Genomic DNA, 15,606 nt, shown 5'->3' on the forward strand with positions numbered 1-15,606 from the left:
GTTGGTGGGCAGTCGCGGAACCGGCTTTGCCGGGCCGCTGACTGCGCCCCCGGTAGGGGGTGGGCGCCCGGACACGAAGTGCCGGGCAACCTGGGGGCGAGCAACAGCCTCAAGCGCCCTGGTATTCGGGCTTGGGACCCAGGGAGGCGGCCAGCTCCTTGCGATACCGATTGAGCTCCTGCACCGTCTTGAAGCTCCGGTTCATCAGCAGGCTCAGGTTGTGCAGGATGCGCTCGCCGACCTTGCTTTCCCAGACGGCGTCGAACTTGATCTGCTTGTCGAGCCAGTGCTCGAGCCAGTCCGGATCGGGCACGCGGCTCTGGATCGTGTCGTTCGGGAACAGCGCCTTGTTGACGTGCAGGTTGGTCGGATGCAGCGCCTGCGCGGTGCGGCGCGCGCTGGCCATCAGCACGCCGACCTTGGTGAAGGCCGAGCGCGCCTCGTCGCCGAATTTTTCCATCGCGCGCTTCATGTAGCGCAGGTAGGCGCCGCCGTGGCGGGCCTCGTCCTGGCTCAGCGTGGTGTAGATGTGCTTGATGACCGGTTCGGTGTGCCACTCGGCCGCGCGGCGGTACCAGTGGTTGAGGCGGATCTCGCCGCAGAAATGCAGCATCAGCGTCTCGAGCGGCGGAGCCGGGTCGAAATCGAAGCGCACATCGTGCAGTTCCTGCTCGGTCGGCGCGTGCTGCGGGCTGAAGCGCTTCAGGTATTCCATCAGCACCAGCGAGTGCTTCTGCTCCTCGAAGAACCAGATCGACATGAAGGCCGAGAAGTCGCTGTCATGGCGGTTGTCGCGCAGGAACATCTCGGTGGCCGGCAGCGCGGCCCATTCCGTGATCGCGTTCATCTTGATGGTCTGGGCCTGCTCTTCGGTGAGCCGGGTTGCGTCGAAAGACTGCCAAGGAATATCCTTGTCCATGTCCCAGCGGACAGATTCGAGTTGTCTGAAGAGTTCCGGATAAAGCATCAATGTCTTTCTTAAGCCATGGGATTTTAGTCGGGAGGCCGGACACGCCCGTGACAGGCGCGCGATGATCGGGATTTGCCCGGCGCCAGAAACCGAATTCCTGCGCACTTTCACTCGGGAAATCGCAAAATGCCAATGCCCATCCGGCCGACAGTGCTTCTCGTTCCGGCGCTCGCCCTCGCGGCGTGCCTGATCCCGGCCGCGGCCACGGCCCAGAGCACCCCGCAGGCCCCTTCTTCCGCCGCCGCGCCCGCCTGCCCGGCCCTCCTGCAGCACAGCTTCCCGCGGTTGCAGGACGAAAAGCCCCAGGCGCTGTGCCAGTACGCCGGCAAGGTGGTGCTGGTGGTCAATACCGCCAGCTTTTGCGGCTTCACACCGCAGTACAAGGGCCTGGAAGCGCTGGACAGCAAGTACCGCGAGCGCGGGCTGGTGGTGCTCGGTTTCCCCTCGAACGACTTCGCCCAGGAAGCGGGCTCGAACAAGGAGATCGCCGACTTCTGCGAAAGCACCTTCGGCGTCAAATTCCCGATGTTCGCGAAATCATCGGTCCGGGGGCCGGAGGCCAACCCGCTGTTCAAGCAACTGGCGCAACTCTCCGGAACGACGCCCAAGTGGAACTTCTATAAATACCTGATCGGCCGCGACGGCAAGGTGGTGGACTCCTATTCGAGCCTGACCTCGCCGGACGACCGCGCCTTCGTGCGCGAGATCGAAAAGCAGTTGAACGCAGCGCCGCTCGCGGCGGCCAGGTCGGATTCCGCAACACTTTCGAACTAGTCACAAACGCTTACTCATCGAGCGGGAACCCGGTCGCCGCCCCATGCTCATACCGTTTCCGGGCACGTAGGGCCCGGTCGTTTTCTTTTCATGTTGCGAGGTCTTCCAGGCGCTTGCCGTCAGGTTGAAATCCCGAGGCGATTCTTCTCCTCCTCCCTCCCTCCCTCCTTCGTCCGGGGCGCCTCGCAACATCTTTATCTCGGGGATAGTGCTCGCCCCCAGGTTGCCCGCACTTCGTGTCGGGCGCCCACCCCCTACCGGGGGCAACACCAGCGGCCCGGCGGAGCCGGTTCCGCGGTGTTTCACCAATGGCCTGGCTTCGCCGGCCTCGCAAACTGAAAAGCCCCGCATCGCGGGGCTTTTCTTGTTTGGGGCTGCGCGTAGCGCGCCTGTTCGGGGGCTGCCGCGGAACCGGCTTCGCCGGGCCGCCGGCTGCGCCCCCTGCAAGGGGGTGGGCGGCTACACGAAGTGAGCCAACCTGGGGGTGTTCAAGGTGCTGTGTCGGCGAAGCTGGGGCGGAGCATCAGCTTGTCGTAGAGGCGGACCAGATTGGAATGGTCGGCGCGCCAATCGATTTCGGGGAAGCGATAGCCGATCCAGCCCAGGGCACAGCCGACGGCGATGTCGGACAGGCTCAGGTGGATGCCGCTGCAAAAGGGCTTGTCGGCCAGGCCCTTGGCCATGGCGGCGATGCCGGCCGTGACCTTGCCGCGCTRGCGGTCCATCCAGGCCTGGCTGCGCTCGCTGTCGGCGCGCAGCGTCCAGATGGCTTCCATGCGCAGCAGCACGCCGGCGTCCATCACGCCGTCGGCCAGCGCCTCCCAGGTCTTGACCTCGGCGCGCTCACGGCTTTGCTGCGGGATCAGCTTGCCGACCGGCGACAGGGTGTCGAGGTATTCGACGATCACGCGCGAGTCGAACATGGCCTCGCTGCCGTCCATGATCAGGCAGGGCACCTTGCCGAGCGGGTTGGAACTGGAAATCGTGGTGTCGGCAGACCAGACGTCTTCGATCACGAACTGGTAGTCGAGCCGCTTTTCGGCCATGACCACGCGCACCTTGCGCACGTAAGGGCTGGCAGCGGATCCGATCAGTTTCATGCGGGCATTCCCCCCATCAGGGTCTTCGTTGTAGCGCTTTGATTCTAGGGGAAGGCGGGCAGCGCGAAATCCCGTTCCGGCCCCGCGTTCCGAAGCGAAATTGCTTCGGCCGGGCCGCAACCTAAAATTGGCCCATGAGTTTCTCCACCGTCTCCGCCCTTTCCCCCCTCGACGGCCGTTATGCGGCCAAGCTCTCGGCGCTGCGCCCGCTGATGAGCGAACAGGGCTACATGCACCGGCGAGTGCAGGTCGAGGTGGCGTGGTTCATCGCCCTCTCGGACTGCGGCTTCGCCGAATTCAAGCCTCTCACCGGCGGCGCCCGCAAATACCTGCTCGGCCTGGTTTCCAACTTCTCCGAGGCCGACGCGGTCGCGATCAAGCAGATCGAGAAGACCACCAATCACGACGTGAAGGCGGTCGAATACTGGATCAAGTCGAAGTTCGAGGCCCGCCCGGAACTGCTGGCCGCGTCCGAATTCGTCCATTTCGCCTGCACCAGCGAGGACATCAACAACACCAGCCATGCGCTGCAGATCCAGGCTGCGCGCGAAAAAGTGATGCTGCCGGCGATCGACGGCCTGATCGCGACCCTGCGCGACATGGCGGGCAAGTTCGCCGATGTGGCCATGCTCTCGCGCACCCACGGCCAGACCGCCAGCCCGACCACCGTCGGCAAGGAACTCGCGAACGTCGCGGTGCGGCTCGCCAAGGCGCGCGAGCAGATCGCGGCCGTGCAACTGCTGGGCAAGATGAACGGCGCGGTCGGCAACTACAACGCCCACATGGCCGCCTGGCCCGATTTCGACTGGGAAGCCTTCAGCTGCAAGGTGGTCGAGACGCCCGCGCCGCTCGGCCTGGGCCTGGCTTTCCAGCCCTACAGCATCCAGATCGAGCCGCACGACTACATGGCCGAGCTGTTCGACGCCGTGGCGCGCGCCAACACTATCCTGGTCGACTTCTCGCGCGACATCTGGGGCTACGTGAGCCTGGGCTACTTCAAGCAGCGCCTGAAGCCCGGCGAGATCGGCTCCTCGACGATGCCGCACAAGGTCAACCCGATCGACTTCGAGAATGCCGAGGGCAACCTGGGCCTGGCCAATGCGCTGCTGCGCCATCTGAGCGAGAAGCTGCCGATCAGCCGCTGGCAGCGCGACCTCACCGACAGCACGGTGCTGCGCAACATCGGCGTCGCCTTCGGCTATGCCACGCTCGCCTACGCCAGCCTCGCCACCGGCCTGGGCAAGCTCGAACTCAACCAGGAAGCGCTGGCCGATGACCTCGACAGCTCCTGGGAAGTGCTCGCCGAGCCGATCCAGACCGTGATGCGGCGCTTCGGCGTGCAGGGTGCCTACGAGCAGCTCAAGGAAGTCACGCGCGGCAAGACCGTGACCGCCGAGGCGCTGCACGGGCTGATCCGCTCGCTCGCCATTCCGGAGGCCGAAAAGGAGCGCCTGCTGGCCATGACGCCCGCCAGCTACATCGGCAAGGCTGCCGAACTGGCCCGGCGGGCATGAAGGCCCCCACGCTCGGCACTTCGTGTCCTCGCTGCCCCCCGAGGGGGCTGATCCGCCTTGGGGCGGCCCGGCGGCGAATCTGATGGCACTCAAATCGACCATCTTCAAGGCCAGTCTCGCGGTCGCCGACATCGACCACAACTACTACGCCGACCACGCGCTGACCCTGGCGCGCCATCCCAGCGAAACCGACGAACGGATGATGATCCGGCTGGTGGCGCTGGCGCTCAACGCCCACAAGCTGCAGGACGTGTGCAACGGCGACGGCACGCTGGCCTTCGGTGCCGGCCTGTCGAACCCGGACGAGCCGGATGTCTGGCTGCGCGACTTCACCGGCCAGGTGAAGCTCTGGATCGAGGTCGGCCAACCCGAGGACAAGCCGGTGATCAAGGCCTGCGGCAAGGCCGACGAGGTGATCGTCTACTGCTTCAACCATGCCGCCGAGATCTGGTGGCGCGGCATCGAGACCAAGCTGACGCGGCCGCAGAACCTCAGCGTGTTTCGCGTGCCGACCGCGGCCTCGCAGTCGCTGGCGGCGCTGGCGCAGCGCTCGATGCAGCTGCAGGCGACGATCCAGGAAGGCGCGCTGATGCTGGGCGACGGCAAGACCAGCATCGACATAGAACCCGTGCGGCTGCGCTAGGGCCCGTGAACAGGCCCTAATCCCTGGGCATCGGGGCGCCGCACTGCCAGCACTGTTCGAATCCGCCCTCCACCAGCTCCCCGCAACGGCACTCCCAGCGACGCTGCGGCCGGTGCTTGAGCGCATGCAACAGCCGCTCGGCCAGCGCGAGCTGGCCGTCGTCCTCGATCCAGATCTCCGGCAGGCACTGGTCGGGCGGCAACTGGCCGGCCGCGGCGCCCAGGTACTCCCTCTGCACCGAGGCGCCGATGCCGTCGTCGCGCAGCATCTGCACCCACAGCGTCGCGATGGCCAGGTTCGGGGCTTGCGCGAGGCGTCGCATGGCGTTCAGTCGGCCGGATCGGGCGGCGCGTCCTCGGGCCAGACCTGCTCGGTCTCGCGCGCGCGCTCGGCATACTTGTTGAAGCGCCAGGCCGTGTCCTGCATCGTGATGCGACGCCAGGTCGAGCGCTTCTCGGCCGGCGACATCGCCGGCCAGTGCTGCACCTCGTCGAAGCTGCGGCCGCAGCCCTTGCACTGGTCGTCGCCCTGGCTGGTGGAGCAGATCGCGATGCACGGGGTGTCGGGCGTGCTCTGGTACCAGTCCATCCAGGCGGCCCAGGCCTTGGCAGGGAAGCCGACTTCGTCGACCTCGTCCTCGTGGTGGAACACCATCAGCGCATAGACCTCGGCCAGCGCCCGCAGTTCGGGGGCCAGCGTGATGCCGTCGGGCGAAGGTTTTCTCTCGCGCCAGAAATTGATGGCGGCCTCGATGTCGGTGATGTGAATGGCAGCCATGGGGAGACAAGAAAAAGCGAGCGCGCATCATAGTCCGGGCAATGTCCCGCAATGGTTGGAGGGATTGCTTGCTCCGAAATCAATAGCACCGCTGCGCCTGTCCACGCCGAATCCAGGCTCATTCTCTTCAAGGAATGAGACAAGTCTGGTTGCAACACCCTGGCCACGATGCTCTAATTCCGCCCACGAAGGGGAGTAGCTCCCACTCGCTCTCCAGGGAGTGGGTTCGCCAGGTCGTCAATACGAAGCAAAACACTTCCGGCCTGTCGGGCAGCCGCGTGCTGTCAAGCAAGACCTTCGATGTGAGCCCTCGCGGGTTTGATCGAAGCGTTGCAAGCCCCCGAGACTCCGTTCTCTCCGTCAACGCCTCATCCGATCCACGCGAGCGGGAGTGAAACGAAAACAGAGAGGACTTCATGGAGCAATTTCTAACCCCCGAATTCTGGGTCGCCGTCGGCCAGATCATCATGATCGACATTCTGCTGGGTGGCGACAATGCGGTCGTGATCGCGCTGGCCTGCCGCAAGCTGCCACCGGCCCAGCGCACCAAGGGCATCCTTTGGGGCACCGCTGGCGCCATCGTGCTGCGCGTCATCCTGATCTTCTTCGCCCTGACGCTGCTGGCGATTCCGTTCCTGAAACTGGCCGGCGCGATCCTGCTGCTGTGGATCGGCGTCAAGCTGCTGGCGCCCGAGCACGACGACGCCCACGGCAGCATCGCGGCGAGCGACAAGCTCTGGGCCGCGGTCAAGACCGTCATCGTGGCCGACCTGGTGATGAGCGTGGACAACGTGATCGCGATCGCGGGTGCCGCACAGGGCGCCGGCGCCGGCCACCAGATGCCGCTCGTGGTCTTCGGCCTGCTGGTCAGCATCCCGATCATCGTCTGGGGCAGCCAGCTGGTGATCAAGCTGATGGACCGCTTCCCGCTGATCATCACGCTGGGCGGCATGCTGCTCGGCTGGATCGCCGGAACCATGGCCGTGTCCGATCCGTCGGTGGCCAATCCGGCCGCCTGGACCTGGGTGCCGAAGCTGCCGCAGACCGACCTGGTGCGCTACGCTGCCGGCGTCATCGGCGCGTTGCTGGTGCTGGCGATCGGCAAGTGGGTCGCCGCGCGCCGCCCGAAGCCGGCCGACACGGTCGCCGCCTGAACTTCCCTTGCCCAATGTCTCTCCCACTCCAACCAGCATAGAAGGAGCAACCATGGAAAAGGTCATTCTGTACGTGGACGACGCGGGCTATGCCCGCGAGTTCCTCGCCAAGGCGCCGGCCGAGGCCGGCGCCGCCGGAGCACGCCATTGGGTGCTGGTGGCCTGCGCACCGCGCATGACCCACCGCATCAGCAAATGGGTCAGCCACAGTGCGCGCGAGAACTGGCGCGCCAAGTGGTTCGCCAAGGTGCAGGAGCAGTTGCTGCCGGTGCTGACGAGCGGCAATGCGCCGGTGACGCCGGTGCTGGCCAAGGGCCCGCTGACCGAACTGACGCAGCGCCTGAAGCTGGAGCACGGTGCCGCACGGGTGATCGATGCCCGCCGGCCGAAGCTCGGCGTCGATCTCGAACCCGTGGCACCCGACCAGACGCCGGCGGGCCAGTCCGGCTGGGCGTTGCCGGGCGCGGTGCTGGGCATGGGCGCGCTGCTGGTGCTGGCCAACGAGCTGTCCGAATAGCCCGTCGGGCCCACGCCGGATGCGACTCCTCATCAAATGGCTGCTCAGCGCGCTGGCGCTGCTCGCGGTCGCCTATCTCTACAGCGGCGTCCAGGTCACCACCTACACCTCGGCGCTGCTGGCCGCGGCCGTGATCGGGCTGCTCAACATGTTCGTGCGGCCGGTGCTGGTGGTGCTCACCCTGCCGGTCACGATCGTCACGCTGGGCCTGTTCCTGTTCGTGATCAACGCCCTGCTCTTCTGGGCCGCCTCGGGGCTGCTGTCGGGCTTTCACGTCAACAGCTTCTTCGCGGCGCTGCTCGGCTCGCTGATCTATTCGCTGCTCGGCGTGCTGATCGAGTCCGCGCTCGGCGGGCTGTTCGAGAAGCAGCGCTGACGCGCGCGCCCCGGCGGCTTCCTACCTGAGCTTCGCCTCGGCGGCCTGCTCCCTCAGGATCGCGTCGATGGCGCGGGCGCGGGTGTCGATGATCGACGCCTCGTAGTGGTCGACCGGACCGGCGCCCGGCTGGCCCTGCGCGCTCTTGCGGATCAGGTCCTGCGCCGCCTTGAAGCGGTCGCGCGCCGCCGCGTAGTCGAGCGAGGCGACGTTGGCCTCGGCATCGGCGCGCACCGCGCTGACCGTCTCGTTGTTCGCGCCATACAGGTTGGCGAGCATGCGCCAGGCGCTGGCGTCGCGCGGGTGGGTGGCGACCCAGTCGCGCAGCGCCGGAATCATCGGTGCCGGATTGCGCGTGGCGACCGCGGCCTGGGCCGCCAGCATCATTTCAGGCCGCTCCTTGGCCTTGGGATTCAGCAAGGCCGCGGCCGCAGGCGCCGCACCGGCCGCGAGCTCGATCTCGGCCGAGAGCAACCGCGCCAGCCGGGCCGACGGCGCGTCGCCGGCCGTGCGGGCGACCAACTGCTGGGCCAGCGCACGGGCCGCCTTGAAGTCGCGCAGCTCGCTGGCCGAGAGCACCGCCGCATAGAGGATGCCGGCCTGCTGCGCCGGCGAGCTGCGCGCGAACTCTCCGGTGCCCGCCGAATCGGCCCACAGCCGCAGCACGTCGACCCCGGGGCGGGTGAGCACCCGGGCGCGGGCGGCAATCATGGCGTGGTCCATCACCAGCGGCAGCGGTGCGGTGGCGCCGGGCTTGGCCTGGATGCGGCCCTGCATGTCGGCGATCCGCTCGCTGTTGAGCGGGTGGCTGCGCAGATAGGGGTAGGAGCCGTTGTCGTTGAGCCGCGAGGCGTACTGGAGCTTCTCGAACATCGAGGCCGCACCCTGCGGCGCGAAGCCGGCCTGCGTCATCACGCCGAAGCCGACACGGTCGGCCTCGCGCTCCATGTCGCGCGAGAAATTGAGCTGGTTCTGCATGAACATCGCCTGGCTGCCCATGATCATCGCCTGGCCGGCATCGGCGCTTCGGCTCTTGCTGGCGGCGATCACGCCCAGGATCAGGCCGGCGAGCATCATCGGCATCTGCTGGCTCTGCTTGGTCATGATGCGCGCGATGTGGCGCTGCGTGACGTGGGACAACTCGTGCCCTAGCACGGTGGCGAGCTCATCCCGGCTGCCGACCACCGCGATCAGCCCCAGGTTGAGCCCGAGATAGCCCCCGGGCAGGGCGAAGGCGTTGATGTTGCGGTCGCGGCCCAGCAGGATGGCCCAGGCGAAGCGCTCGTCGAGCTCGGGCGTGAGTTCGCCGCGCAGCCGCGCCGCGGCGAGCAGGCGCTGCCAGATGTCCTGCACGTACTCGACCAGCACCGGGTCGTCGATGAAGTCCGGGTCGCGGTAGAGCTCGCGGGCGATCTGGTCGCCCAGGTGGCGCTCGGCGCTGGCGGTCATCTCGCCGCCGTCGCCCATGCCGGGCAGCTGCTGGGCCAGCGCGCGCAAGGGCAGTGCGATCTGGGCGGCGATCAGCAGCCCGGCGCACAGGCCGCGCAGCAGGCGGGCAACCGGCGGTCGCGAGAGGATGGAGTGGTGAAAGGGAGTCAAGCGCGGCATTCCTCGTCCATTGGCTCGGCCCCGTATGATGCTTCACTCCGCAGAACGTTCACAGATGAGCTCTCTTACACATTTCGATGCCCAGGGCCAGGCGCACATGGTCGACGTGGCGGCCAAGCCCGCGACCCATCGCGTGGCCGTGGCGACCGGCCGCATCGAGATGCTGGCCTCGACCCTGGCCCTGATCGAGTCGGGCAGCGCCAAGAAGGGCGATGTGCTCGGCGTCGCGCGCATCGCCGGCATCCAGGCCGCCAAGAAGACCAGCGACCTGATTCCCCTGTGCCATCCGCTGGCGCTCACCCGCGTGGCGCTGGCCTTCGCGCTGGTCGACGGCACCCCGCCGCAGGTGACCTGCACCGCGACGGTCGAAACGGTCGGCCCCACCGGCGTCGAGATGGAGGCCCTGACCGCCGTCCAGGTGGCGCTCCTGACCATCTACGACATGTGCAAGGCGGTGGATCGCGGGATGCGCATCACCGACGTGCACCTGCTGGAGAAGCACGGGGGGAAGTCGGGGAGCTGGGTGGCGGGCTAGGCCCCACGGCCGGACCGCTCCAACGTGGGCTTGGTCAGGTCCGGTCGGCAGATTTTTTCAGTCTGCGCTTGAAACGACGCTCCCAGAGCTTGTCCGCGAAGAATTGCACGGTCTTGCGGACGCGATCGCGCCCATTGCGGGCGTCGTAGGGCGACCGGATGTCCGCGCCCAGTTGTCGCGCGCGCACGCTGAGCAGCGTCTCGGAGAGAACGCAGCGCGCTTTCATGCGCATGTCCTCGAATGTTTCCGCGGTCAGCGGGCTGGCCTTGTACCAGCCGCCGCTCCATTTGAACTTCCGCTTCGTCTCGGCCATCGCGTCCGGATCCGCAACCATGAAGACCAGGCGGTTTTGGGCGTACCCGGGATCGACGTGATCCCGGAACAGCTTGTGGGCCGGCTCGTAGCCGTCATGCACGAGCGAATCCAGGAATTCGTTGCCCGGGGAGAGGGTCACCAGCCCCTTGCGCAGCGTGTTGTTCATCGCAAAGCCATAGGTGACGATGTACTCGAGCTGCGGCCCCAGCGGCGTCTTGACGGAGCGCACGTGGTCGTGGATCTCCCCGAGGATCCAGGGGCCGGCGTGGACGCTGAGCTTCTCGATCTCCTGGCCGAATCGAGCCGCTCGCTGGGGACTCCAGCCCTGGTGACGGGCCACCGTGTCGTTCGTGAAGATCCAGACGTCGGGTTCGTCGCTGCGTGACAGGACCGCGGCCACCCCTGTATCCCAGCCGGAGAATTCGCGATTCGAGTTGTCTCCCGGGATGACCCGGGCCTCGAAGCCGAACCCGGCGTAGGTCTCCTCGCCGTCCGTCCGGGCGTTGTCGACGACGACCAGTGTGACCCGGTCTCCGGGCTTCGCGAACGCCTCGCGAAACCGGGCGAGCAGCTCGACGGAAGGCTCCCTGCGCGCACTTCCAAACTCGAGATGGACAAAGCTGTAGTGAGTCATGGTCTGCCTGCGTGAGGTGGGATCCGTTGGCCCAACGGAATGTAGCTCGAAACAACTCCTTGCAGAACTGCGGACGGCGCACGCATCCGGACCTACCCGGCCGGATCCTCTTCCATCGGCTGGCCGCCGACCCAGCGGGCGTACTCGGCCGGAAAGGCGGCCCTGAATCGGGCGGCCTGCGCATAGGCCTCTTCGTCGTCGCCCAGCAGCATCGCGCTCTCGATCAGCTTGACGATCACGGCCGGTTCGGGGGAAAAGTGCAGCACGCGCTGCGCGAGCGCGTGCACCTCGGCGGCGTTGGCGCGGGTGACCGGCGTCAGGGTCAGCCTGGCGAAGGCGACCGGCGCCTTGAACAGCCAGGAGCCCTGCGCCACCTCGAGCGGGTGGTCGCGGTAGGCCGGCAGCCGCCGGTCGCGCTCCAGGAAAACCTGGCTGATGCGGGTGTAGTCCCAGGCGGCGTAGCCGACGCTCGCCATCAGGGCGAGCACGGCGGCCATCGCCAGAGCGGGCGCCGTCTGCCAGCGAGCCCGGGCGGCGCGAGCCCCCATCGGCGCCGCCGGCCACAAGAAGCCGAGGCACAGCCCGAAGACCAGCTGGAACGGGCCGTACCAGAGCGGGTATTCGAGCAGGCTGTGCAGCACGATCGCGCCGAGCAGGGCCCAGGCCAGGAGCCGAGCCGGATCCCTTTCGCGCCACGGACGGGCGGCCAGCACCAGCCAGCCGAAGCCGCCGCAGATCAGCAGCGCCGCCGGAATGCCGAGTTCGACCGCCAGATGCAAGGGAAGGTTGTGCGCGTTGTCGAGGATCTCGACGAAGCGCGGGCCGGCGTAGAGCGTGCTGTAGTGCGCGAACTTCAGCTCGCCCCAGCCCCAGCCGGCCCAGGGACGCTGGGCGATCAGGTCGAGGACGTTGTGCCACAGCAGGAGCCGGCTGTGGGCCGCCGGGGCGCCGTCGCGCAGGCGGGTGATCATGCCCTCGACACCCGGGCTGGCGAGTTGGGGAAGCAGCCAGGCGGCAACGAAGTAAGCAGGTACTGCGGCCATAAGCAGCCAGGGATGCGGCAAGCGATGGAGGCCGACTGGCTCGCGACGCTCCCGCCAAGCCAGGAAAGCAGCCCCGCCGACGATCAGCAGGAGCTGCAACAGGCCCGTGCGCGAGGTGGCCGCCGCAGCCGCGACCACCAGCAGCGCCGCCGCCGGCACCAGCGCCGCGCGCACGCGGCGGCCGCCGGCCGCATGCAGCCACAGCGCCGAGACGAGCGCCATGCTGATCAGCGTCGCGAACTGGTTGCGCTGGCGCAGGTTGCCGTAGGCCTGGCCGAGTTCGGGGGCGCTGGTCCAGGGGACCAGGGGCTGGGCGAGGCCGTAGTACTGGAGCAAACCCAGCAAGGCATTGATCAGCCCGGCGGTGAGCAGGGCCCAGGCCCATGGCGCCGGCGACCGTGCATGCGCCATGCCCGCGCCCACGCAGCCGGCCAGGCCGACCGCCGCCACGGCAAGAACGGCCGATCCGTCGAAGGCCGGGGCTTGCCCCTGACCGGCCAGAACCGCCAGGGCCGTCACGGTCAGCCAGCCGAGCACCGCCCCCGACGGCAGCGCACGGGGACCGAGCGCCAGCGACAGGGCGACGCAGGCCCACGCGACCAGCTGCTGCAGCACGTTCACCGAGGGGCCGACCGCGAAAGGGAACAGGAACGGGAACGCGAACAGCGCTGCCCGGGCGACGGTCCGCAAAGCGGATGCCCTTTCGCTCGAAGCCTCAAAACGAAAACTAAAGATTGATCCCATACGTGAAACCGTTCACAGGGTAGCCGTTCGGGGGCGACGAAAGGACGCCATGCGCAGACGGGCGGCAATTCGAAAAGAAACACGCCCGTGACAATTTGTGACCTTTATAAAACATGCGGGCTGAGGTCATCACAGTGCGAAACGTCTCCCATCCTCGTCGCCGTTCGGCGGGGTTCACGCTCATCGAAGTGATGATCGTCGTCGCGATCATCGGGATCCTGGCCGCGGTGGCCTTGCCTGCGTACAACGACTATGTGCGGCGGGGGCAGATCCCGGAAGCGTTCGCGCAGCTGTCGGAATACCGGGCCAGGATGGAACAGTATTACCAGGACAACCGGAACTACGGCACCGTCGACAAGTGCGCTGCCGATTCCACCGCCGATGGCTGGAACGGCTTCACTCCCGGCAATGCAAAGTACTTCGGCTACGGCTGCAAAACCGTCGATGCCCAGCAGGGCTACGTGATCACCGCCACAGGCAATGCAGCCAGCGCCGTCGGCCACGTCTACAAGATCAACCAGAACGGAGATCGCACGACCACGAAATTCAAGAACGCCGACGTGACCGCTACATGCTGGCTGACGAAAGCCGCCGCCTGCTGACCCGCCGAGCTCAAAGATGCGACAGCGCGGCTTCTCCCTGATCGAAATCGTCGTCACCATTGCGGTGCTGGCGCTGGTCCTGTTCGCGGCGGCACCGAGCCTCGGCACCTGGATGGACAACACCCGCATCCGGAACACGACGGAGTCGCTGCAGACGGGTCTGCAGAGGGCCCGCAGTGAAGCGGTGGTGCGCAATCAGAACATCTCCTTCAATCTGGTCACCCTGACCGATCCCAATGTCATGGACGACAGTTGCGCCTTGTCGGCCATCAGCGGGTCCTGGGTCGTCAGCGCAACGGAGCCGGCGACCAAATGCGCAAGCGCCCCGTCGACCAGCGTTGCACCCAAGATCGTGGCAGCCCGCGCGGTCGGCGACTCCGGGGGCAAAGTGAAGGTCAACGGGTGGCAGGAAGATGGCGCGACCGCAGGCACGACCGTCACCTTCAACGGCTTCGGCCGGGTGGTCAATGCCACCCCGCTTGCTCGCATCACTGTTTCCGGCACGAAGGACAACGTCAGCTATCGCGATTTGCAGATCCGGATCACCGCCGCAGGTGCCATCCGCATGTGCGATCCGAAGGCGGATTCCAACGACCCACGCAAGTGCTGAGGCCGGAGCCAACGACATGCAAGCCCCCCAGAAGCTCCGCTTCAGATCGCCCTCGCGACCCACCTGCCAGCGGGGCCGCGGAGGCTCGCGACGCGGCAGTGCCGGCATTGCGCTCATCGAGGTGCTGGTTGCCCTGCTCATCTTCATGCTCGGTGTGCTCGGCCTGATCGGCATGCAGAGTTCATTGACGCGCACCCAGACGGAATCGAAGTTTCGCGCCGACGCGGCCTTCCTTGCCAACGAGCTCGTCGGCCGGATGTGGGCCGACAGCAGCAACCTCACGGCCTATGCCGGCGAGGACAGCTGCAGTGCCTCGAGTTGCACCGAATGGCGCGCCAAGCTGACGCAGCTTCTTCCGGGCAGCGGCGCGGAAGTCACTGTCGACGGACTCAGTGGTGACATCTCCATCACAGTGACCTGGAATGTGCCCAATGGCGGGGCCCACAAGTATGTGACGCAAACCGTCATCAAGGGCAAGGCAGCCAGCTGATATGCAAACTCGCACGCCAATTCCTTTGCGCATTCGCCGCAGGCGCACCTCGCGTGGCTTCACGCTGGTGGAACTCATGGTCGGCTTGCTGCTGGGCCTGCTGACCACGCTTGTCATCAGCGAAGTACTTGCGTTGTCGGAAGGCAAGAAGCGCACATTGACCTTGGGCGGCGACGCGCAAGTCAACGGCGCGCTTTCTCTCTACACCCTTCAACGCGACATCCAGATGTCCGGCTATGGCACGGTGACAGAGCCTGCCGCCCTCGGCTGCCCCATCAAGGGAGAGTTCAAAGATCCGGCCGCTCCCGCTGGCGACCCTTCGATCACGTTCACGCCCACCCTCGCGCCGGTCGTCATCACCGATGGTGTCGACGGAGCACCGGACAAGATCACGGTACTTCAGAGTCGGAAGTCCGTTTTCTCGGCGCCGATTCGCGTCAAGAAAGAGCACGCAAAGACCGACGAATTCTTCGTCGTCCAATCTGCGCTCGGCGTCACGGCCGGCGACCTGATGATCGCCGTGTCGCACGATCCATGGAGCATCACCAACTGGTGCGCGGTGTTCGAAGCGACCGACGATTCCGCCTCGCCGCCCACCACCACCACCCTGAGCAATCAGCGCATCCCGCATGTGACCGGCGGCAACAGTCGGTGGAACCGAAGCAGCGCCTTCCCCGATACCGCCTACCCGGTGGAGAGCTACCTGCTGAACCTGGGATCCATGTCGCTCAATACCTACGAAATCGACGCCGATCACAACCTGGTTGTCAATTCACGCACGGCCGGCGCGGCCGGCGGGGCGTCCACCGCGCTGTACCCGCAGATCGTCAACCTCCAGGCGCTGTACGGAAAGGACACCAACGGCGACGGAAAGGTCGATGTGTACAACACCGACACGCCGCTCACGGCGGCGGACTGGCAACAGGTGCTTGCGATCCGCCTGGCAGTCGTGGCGCGCAGCAATCAGCGCGAGAAGGAAAAAGTCACGCTGAAACAGCCCCTGTGGGACGTGGGCTCGGATGCCGCCGTCAGCGGAAGTGACGCGTGTCACGGCGGCAGCAAATGCCTGACTCTCAAGGTCGACGGCCTGCCGGATTGGGAGTCCTACCGCTACAAGGTCTACGACACCGTCGTGCCACTTCGCAACATGCTCTGGAACTCGGCGGGAGGTGGATCATCGTGAAGCATCGGATTTCGAAC

At 66.5% G+C, this 15,606-nt stretch carries 18 protein-coding genes; 11 read left to right on the top strand and 7 right to left on the bottom strand.

The window, feature by feature from the left end; translation table 11 throughout:
- Positions 1-109: 109 nt before the first annotated feature.
- Complete coding sequence (locus AC1D2O_RS15930; protein ID WP_478157428.1) at positions 110-967, bottom strand: ferritin family protein; 858 nt, start codon at positions 965-967, stop codon at positions 110-112.
- 129 nt (positions 968-1,096) lie between these two features.
- Between AC1D2O_RS15930 and AC1D2O_RS15935 the strand changes: the two genes are divergently transcribed.
- Complete coding sequence (locus AC1D2O_RS15935) at positions 1,097-1,744, top strand: glutathione peroxidase (protein WP_478094671.1); 648 nt, start codon at positions 1,097-1,099, stop codon at positions 1,742-1,744.
- A 488-nt stretch (positions 1,745-2,232) separates the two neighbouring features.
- Here AC1D2O_RS15935 and AC1D2O_RS15940 read toward each other — a convergent pair whose 3' ends face one another.
- Complete coding sequence (locus AC1D2O_RS15940) at positions 2,233-2,844, bottom strand: glutathione S-transferase N-terminal domain-containing protein (protein WP_478157429.1); 612 nt, start codon at positions 2,842-2,844, stop codon at positions 2,233-2,235.
- A 134-nt stretch (positions 2,845-2,978) separates the two neighbouring features.
- On the opposite strand from AC1D2O_RS15940, the gene purB reads away from it, so the two are divergent.
- Both purB and AC1D2O_RS15950 read left to right on the top strand, forming a co-directional pair.
- Positions 2,979-4,358 (top strand): adenylosuccinate lyase, encoded by a 1,380-nt coding sequence (purB, locus tag AC1D2O_RS15945; RefSeq protein ID WP_478157431.1) that lies wholly within the window; start codon positions 2,979-2,981, stop codon positions 4,356-4,358.
- Between the two features lie 82 nt (positions 4,359-4,440).
- Entirely contained in the window at positions 4,441-5,001 is a 561-nt protein-coding gene (locus tag AC1D2O_RS15950) for a YaeQ family protein (RefSeq protein ID WP_478094486.1), read from the top strand.
- Between the two features lie 16 nt (positions 5,002-5,017).
- Here the strand turns inward: AC1D2O_RS15950 and AC1D2O_RS15955 are convergent, their stop codons facing one another.
- A complete protein-coding gene (locus AC1D2O_RS15955; protein ID WP_478094488.1) occupies positions 5,018-5,323 on the bottom strand; it encodes a DUF2007 domain-containing protein in 306 nt (101 codons plus the stop codon).
- Positions 5,324-5,328: 5 nt separating this feature from the next.
- Complete coding sequence (locus tag AC1D2O_RS15960; protein ID WP_478094490.1) at positions 5,329-5,778, bottom strand: DUF3717 domain-containing protein; 450 nt, start codon at positions 5,776-5,778, stop codon at positions 5,329-5,331.
- Positions 5,779-6,194: 416 nt separating this feature from the next.
- Here AC1D2O_RS15960 and AC1D2O_RS15965 point away from each other — a divergent pair, with 416 nt between their 5' ends.
- The 3 genes from AC1D2O_RS15965 to AC1D2O_RS15975 are packed head-to-tail and all read left to right on the top strand — an operon-like array spanning position 6,195 to position 7,825.
- Positions 6,195-6,932, top strand: a complete 738-nt coding sequence (locus tag AC1D2O_RS15965) for a TerC family protein (RefSeq protein ID WP_478157433.1) — start codon at positions 6,195-6,197, stop codon at positions 6,930-6,932.
- A gap of 52 nt (positions 6,933-6,984) precedes the next feature.
- The gene (locus tag AC1D2O_RS15970) at positions 6,985-7,449 is read left to right on the top strand and encodes a hypothetical protein (protein WP_478093234.1); all 465 of its coding nucleotides are present in this window, start codon (positions 6,985-6,987) and stop codon (positions 7,447-7,449) included.
- A gap of 19 nt (positions 7,450-7,468) precedes the next feature.
- The gene (locus tag AC1D2O_RS15975) at positions 7,469-7,825 is read left to right on the top strand and encodes a phage holin family protein (protein WP_478093235.1); all 357 of its coding nucleotides are present in this window, start codon (positions 7,469-7,471) and stop codon (positions 7,823-7,825) included.
- Positions 7,826-7,846: 21 nt separating this feature from the next.
- Here AC1D2O_RS15975 and AC1D2O_RS15980 read toward each other — a convergent pair whose 3' ends face one another.
- Complete coding sequence (locus AC1D2O_RS15980) at positions 7,847-9,433, bottom strand: M48 family metalloprotease (RefSeq protein ID WP_478093236.1); 1,587 nt, start codon at positions 9,431-9,433, stop codon at positions 7,847-7,849.
- Positions 9,434-9,488: 55 nt separating this feature from the next.
- Between AC1D2O_RS15980 and moaC the strand changes: the two genes are divergently transcribed.
- Complete coding sequence (gene moaC, locus AC1D2O_RS15985) at positions 9,489-9,968, top strand: cyclic pyranopterin monophosphate synthase MoaC (protein ID WP_478093238.1); 480 nt, start codon at positions 9,489-9,491, stop codon at positions 9,966-9,968.
- A gap of 34 nt (positions 9,969-10,002) precedes the next feature.
- Here the strand turns inward: moaC and AC1D2O_RS15990 are convergent, their stop codons facing one another.
- Positions 10,003-10,917, bottom strand: a complete 915-nt coding sequence (locus AC1D2O_RS15990) for a hypothetical protein (RefSeq protein ID WP_478157435.1) — start codon at positions 10,915-10,917, stop codon at positions 10,003-10,005.
- Positions 10,918-11,009: 92 nt separating this feature from the next.
- Positions 11,010-12,650: a PglL family O-oligosaccharyltransferase gene (locus tag AC1D2O_RS15995; protein ID WP_478157437.1), complete on the bottom strand. Its 1,641-nt coding sequence runs from the start codon at positions 12,648-12,650 to the stop codon at positions 11,010-11,012.
- A gap of 245 nt (positions 12,651-12,895) precedes the next feature.
- Here AC1D2O_RS15995 and AC1D2O_RS16000 point away from each other — a divergent pair, with 245 nt between their 5' ends.
- From AC1D2O_RS16000 to AC1D2O_RS16015, 4 genes are read left to right on the top strand one after another with little or no spacing between them, the layout of a single operon-like run.
- Positions 12,896-13,306 carry a type IV pilin protein gene (locus tag AC1D2O_RS16000; protein WP_478157438.1) on the top strand — a complete coding sequence of 137 codons (411 nt, stop codon included), beginning with the start codon at positions 12,896-12,898 and terminating at the stop codon, positions 13,304-13,306.
- A 16-nt stretch (positions 13,307-13,322) separates the two neighbouring features.
- Positions 13,323-13,916 carry a GspH/FimT family pseudopilin gene (locus tag AC1D2O_RS16005; protein WP_478157439.1) on the top strand — a complete coding sequence of 198 codons (594 nt, stop codon included), beginning with the start codon at positions 13,323-13,325 and terminating at the stop codon, positions 13,914-13,916.
- A 16-nt stretch (positions 13,917-13,932) separates the two neighbouring features.
- A complete protein-coding gene (gene pilV, locus AC1D2O_RS16010) occupies positions 13,933-14,406 on the top strand; it encodes a type IV pilus modification protein PilV (RefSeq protein WP_477650621.1) in 474 nt (157 codons plus the stop codon).
- A gap of 1 nt (position 14,407) precedes the next feature.
- Entirely contained in the window at positions 14,408-15,589 is a 1,182-nt protein-coding gene (locus AC1D2O_RS16015) for a PilW family protein (RefSeq protein ID WP_477650620.1), read from the top strand.
- The last annotated feature ends 17 nt before the right edge of the window (positions 15,590-15,606 follow it).

The organism is Variovorax sp. P1_G12 (genome assembly GCF_056405555.1).